Consider the following 2,980-nt stretch of genomic DNA (forward strand, 5'->3'; position numbering starts at 1 on the left):
TTTAAAATAGCAGCATATTAAAAAACTCCCATTCGCCTCCGTATAGATTCTCAGACAATCGAAAATCCCAAAGGAGGCGATCATGGTAAAACTTCAGGCCGCAGCAAGAATTATTCAATCCCCCCAAAGCAAACCACCGGCACCAATGGGTACCCCCTGCACCGGTAGGCAGGCAGAGCTGTTTTCCGACCAGGATCTGTTTGGCGTTCAAAAAGGGGAGTTCATCAAAAAATCCCGGAACCGGGTCCTGGCCGATATTGAGGAGCTGTCCAAAAACAACCGGTGGGATGATATTTTAAGCCTTTACCATCCTGTGGAAGAGAAGCTGCCGGATCTTATCCGGGCAGGTGCGGATATCCCGGTGCGCCAGAAGATTGCCTTTGCTCTGGGACAGACCGGCGCCTTTGATGATGCCATTAAAGAACTGCTGGTGTGTGTCCGCGCCGAACCGGATAATTTTATGTCCCGGTCATCCCTGGCCTATACGGCCTATAATTCTCTGTATGCCGCAAAAAACAAAAAAATTTTTCTGGCAGGTGACGCCCGAACCCAACGTATCGCCCTTGCCCATGAACATTTTGAAAAGGCCCAGGACCTTCGCCCGGACGGCATTACCAACTTTTACAGAGAGGGGATGCTTTTTTCCCAGATTGAAAACAAGCCCGGGCCGGGCCTGGAAAAATTTGAAATCGCCTGCTTTAACTGGGAACGTATGACCGACGAAAAAAGGGCGGAACGGCAGCAGGAAAAAATAAGATTCTGGCAGAGTCTGTGTGCCTTTAAAGCCGGTCAACCCCAGAAGGCGGACCGGCTTTTAACCGAACTGGAAGCTCATAGCCGGTTCTACCCCAACCTGGATAAGCTCAGGGTCATGATTCGAAATTGAGACGATTAAACCAACGCCAAAGGAAAAAGAGCAGTCATGGAACAAAAGGCACAGAAAATAGTCACGGGTCAGAGCGGTACGGATTACACGCTTCTGCTCAAGCGCATCGGCCAGGCCCTTGTCAGGGATAATGAAAATCCAAAATGCCGGGAAGTGCTTGGGAAAAAGGCCACCTGGAACAAGCTGACTCCGGCCATGGCCCTTGAATGGGCCGGGCTTGCCCAGATTGCCGGCATGGTGGATACGGCCCTTGATATCTACACAAACCTGACCGCTAAAGATCCGGAATATGAACCGGCGTGGCAAGCCCGCATTGAGCTTCTATATATCCTTGACAGGAAAGAAGCGCTGGCATCCGCAGTCCGGCAGGCGTCAGGCATTCTTGACAAAGCACAGGTCATGTCCTGGATACGACAGGATATCACCCAGGCCTCCCAAAGTCCGGTATTTGATCCTGAAAAGGCTGCTGAACCGTTTGAACGGATGCATACCAGGCAGGCGCTGGTGGCACACTTCATGGATCTGTTTTTCAGCCGGACCGATGTGTTTGCGCGGCAGTGGGCGGACAAACAGCAGGGCACATCCGGCTATGTTCCGGTCAGGCGGATGGTCACCCCGCAGGATCTGGAAGATCATTTCAAGGGCGTCAAAACATACGGATTTTATCTGATGGACACGGATGCCATGGTCCGGTGCGCTGTCATTGATGCAGACCTGGTGCCGGACCTGCGGCAATGCACGGGCAAGGTAGCGGAAAAAGCCCGGAATGACATCCGAAAGGACCGCGCCTATATGGTATCCGCAATCACGGATGCCGCACAGGATATGGGCCTGTTTCCCGTGATCGAATTCAGCGGCGGAAAGGGCTATCACTTCTGGTTTTTCATGGAAACACCGGTCAAAGCCGCCCGGATCCGCCAGGCACTAACCGCCATATGCGATCATCTGGGCCCGGATCTTTCCTGTTTCACCCTGGAGGTATTTCCCAAGCAGGATCACCTGTCCGGCAAGGGTCTGGGTAATCTGGTCAAGCTGCCTCTTGGAATCCACCGACAGACCGGCAGGCGCTCTTTTTTCACAAAATGTTCCCAAAGGGAGATTGAGGCCCAGCTGAAATTTTTAAGGGATGTTCCCCGTTCAGATCCGGGCCGGATTCAATGTGAAACAAAGTCAGCCGGCGGCGCCTGCGTGGTTCTGCACCCGGGGATGAAGGAACTGAGCGATAAGTTTCCCGATCTTTTTGAACTGGGAAAAAAATGCCCGGCACTGGGCCGACTGTTCGCCCTTGTGCGGGAACGCCACAGCATCGGGGTCCGGGAAGAAAAAATCATGTTCCAGACCCTGGGGTTTCTGCCCCGGGGGAAACACATGCTGCACTATCTGCTTTCCTGTGATCCGGAATACAACCCCCATCTGGTGGACTATAAGCTCAGCCGTGTCAGGGGAACACCGCTGGGCTGCCGGCGGATCCATGCCCTGACCGGTTATGACAGGGACTTTTGCCGGCTTGAACCTGACAAGACCGGCTATCTGCATGCCCTGATCCATCTGGCTTCATGGGCCTCTATCTCAGACGGTAATCCCGCGAAATCCGAAAGAATTGAAAACCTTTCGGACGCGGTCATGAACATGAAAACCGCCATTATTCAACTTGAACGTTTTTTAAAATAACGGGACAGGGTAACCCATGGAAACGCTTTATGTGGTGGAACAGGGTGCATATATCCGAAAAAACGGAGAGAGCCTGGATATTGTTAAAAAGGGCCAGGTGCTGGAGTCTTTGCCCGCCAAAGGGTTGGAAAAACTGGTATTGACCGGGTATATTTCCTTAAGCGGTTCGATGATGGATTTTTTAATCAAAAACCGTGTGGAAACCGTTTTTCTGACACCCACCGGCCGGTTTCGGGCCAGGCTCATGATCGACGAACATAAGCATGTGGCACTGCGCAAAGCCCAGTATCTAAAACTGGAAGACCCTGTTTTCAAACTGGCGGTTATGAAGGTGATTGTTGCAGGCAAACTCGATAACATGGCCATGTTTTTAGCCCGTCGAGGCAGGGATTACAAGGAGGCCCGGCTGGGGTCTGCCGCAGC

General features: G+C 52.4%; 3 protein-coding genes. All 3 read left to right on the forward strand.

The window, feature by feature from the left end:
• The first annotated feature begins 82 nt into the window (after positions 1-82).
• Positions 83-886, forward strand: coding sequence for a hypothetical protein (locus B3D59_RS16225; protein WP_286822158.1), 804 nt, complete (start codon positions 83-85; stop codon positions 884-886).
• Between the two features lie 36 nt (positions 887-922).
• A complete protein-coding gene (locus tag B3D59_RS16230; protein ID WP_286822159.1) occupies positions 923-2,557 on the forward strand; it encodes a CRISPR-associated primase-polymerase type A1 in 1,635 nt (544 codons plus the stop codon).
• A gap of 16 nt (positions 2,558-2,573) precedes the next feature.
• Positions 2,574-2,980 (forward strand): CRISPR-associated endonuclease Cas1 (gene cas1, locus B3D59_RS16235; RefSeq protein WP_286822160.1); only part of this gene is annotated, 407 nt, incomplete at its 3' end.

The sequence above is a fragment of the Desulfobacter sp. UBA2225 genome (genome assembly GCF_002348205.1).
GTDB lineage: Bacteria > Desulfobacterota > Desulfobacteria > Desulfobacterales > Desulfobacteraceae > Desulfobacter > Desulfobacter postgatei.